General features: G+C 48.4%; 2 protein-coding genes. Both read left to right on the top strand.

The window, feature by feature from the left end:
- Positions 1–321 precede the first annotated feature (321 nt).
- Positions 322–762, top strand: a complete 441-nt coding sequence (locus F557_RS0106970; protein ID WP_019001525.1) for a hypothetical protein — start codon at positions 322–324, stop codon at positions 760–762.
- Positions 763–796: 34 nt separating this feature from the next.
- Complete coding sequence (locus F557_RS21110) at positions 797–1,477, top strand: CPBP family intramembrane glutamic endopeptidase (protein WP_084761530.1); 681 nt, start codon at positions 797–799, stop codon at positions 1,475–1,477.
- Positions 1,478–1,887: the final 410 nt, after the last annotated feature.

Here is a 1,887-nt window from a genome sequence, read left to right as displayed (position 1 = left end):
CCCGGTTACCAAGATAAAAGGGACTTTGCAAAAGAGGTGAACAAAATGAAAAGACTTTTTAACAGATACACCGTAACCGACAGCCGCCTGGCTCCTGTAACCCGCACCTACTTCTTCAGCTATATCAGGTAACAGAAAACACCGGGAGCATGCAGATAAAAAAAGCACAGGTCCCGGTTACTGCTGAATATACGTCCGTTCAATTCTCACCTTCAGCCTTCTCTCATATTGTCACCATACGCTTCTGGAAAACTAGTCGCCGGTTTCTGCAGGCTTGCCAAAATCGTCCGGTCTGAGTATCCTGTAAAAAAACGGCAGAAAATGACTTCTGGCAAAGCCGTCAGATACCGGAACATTACCAGTTTTTTTTGGAACAGCAGCCGGAAAAAGCTTATGGAGAGCACCACTATGGATGATTTCGGAAGTTTTTTGTATGACAGCAGTAGAAAAATAAGCTATACCTATAAGGGAATCACCTACCGGCTGGCTTCTCATCCCTACGAACCCTGTCTCTACCTGTACCGGGATAATACCTGCGTCCTGATACTCCATAACGCATTTACTGCTGAGCATCTTCAGGAAGCATTTTCTGCAGGCGAAAGCGTGAGTGACCTGGGCCGGCTGTATGACGAAAAGGCCTTTGCCAGGGTACTGGCGGCATCACTTGACAGCAACCGCTCCGAAATGGATTTCTTCTTTGCCGCCCGCCTGACAGAGCCCCATGCCGCCTCGCGGAAAAAATCTAAGCACCCTGCGAAATGAGTAATACCTATCCTGATTTTTAGTATTAAACACCATGCAAAACACAGGCAGCATAAGATTATTCGGCATTGGAATGGCGCTTCTGGCGGTAACTGCGGTATTTCTGACAGAACAGGTGATCCAGCCGTCGTACTGGCTAAAAAGCGCTATCAAGGTGCTGGCCTTTTCAGTGCCTGTTATCGGGTATGCCTTTCTGACCGGAAAAACCATTCCGGAAACAGTAAATTTAAGAAAAATTTCCCGGCCGGCTCCGCTCTTTCTCTGCATGGTGCTGTTTTTTGCCGGGGCAATGCTCCTGTTTTTTATATTTCATGAACAGCTGAATCTGGCCGGAATCAGGCAGGCTCTGCTGCAAAAGGAGCATCTTACCAGAGAGAACTGTCTCTTTGTCTTTGCCTATATCATTTTCTGTAATTCCTTTCTGGAGGAGGCTTTCTTCAGAGGATTTGTTTTTCAGCTATTCAGAACAAAAGGAGTCGGGGCTCTGCTGAGCGCCGGGCTTTTTTCCGTATATCATATAGGTATATTCATCACCTGGTTCAGCGTTCCTCTGTTTATCCTGTGCGTGACAGGTCTTGCCGGCGTCGGTCTGTTCCTGCAGTGGATTTCTGAAAAATACCGCAGTGTTGCGGCCAGCTATGTGGTGCACGCCTCGGCAAACCTGGCCATAAACCTAATCGGAGCGCTTCTTGTTTTTGGGATTATCGGTAGCTGACATCTCACGGACGATCCGTGAAACACATCCGGTTTTTGTTTGGAAAGCTGATATTATTCCGGATCCCGCCCCCTTGTGCAAAAACACAGAACAGCATTTTCCTGAAGGGTAAGAGCCTGCGGGACGATTTTCCTGCACAATAATGCTATCCGCCCGGGGAAGCAATAAGCGCAGAGAACGGCTCCGAAAAAAGGAGATCCCTGAAAAGCCTCCGGTAGAGAACTCTGACAAGAACGCAGCATAAGCAGATTCTGCCGCCTGACTGGTGTTCTGGTATTCCCCGTGCGAAATGACAGGAGTCGCCAGTTCACGAACATAATCGGGTAGGGGGAGCCTAACTCACCCCTCCCACACCACCGAACGTGCGGATCCGCATTCGGCGGTTCAAAACGATAAACGCAGAAGTAAAT

Origin of the sequence: Succinimonas amylolytica DSM 2873 (genome assembly GCF_000378405.1) — a bacterium.
Taxonomy (GTDB): domain Bacteria; phylum Pseudomonadota; class Gammaproteobacteria; order Enterobacterales; family Succinivibrionaceae; genus Succinimonas; species Succinimonas amylolytica.
The sequence above is the reverse complement of the archived record's forward strand: the minus strand, read 5'-3'. Positions and strand labels throughout refer to the sequence as shown.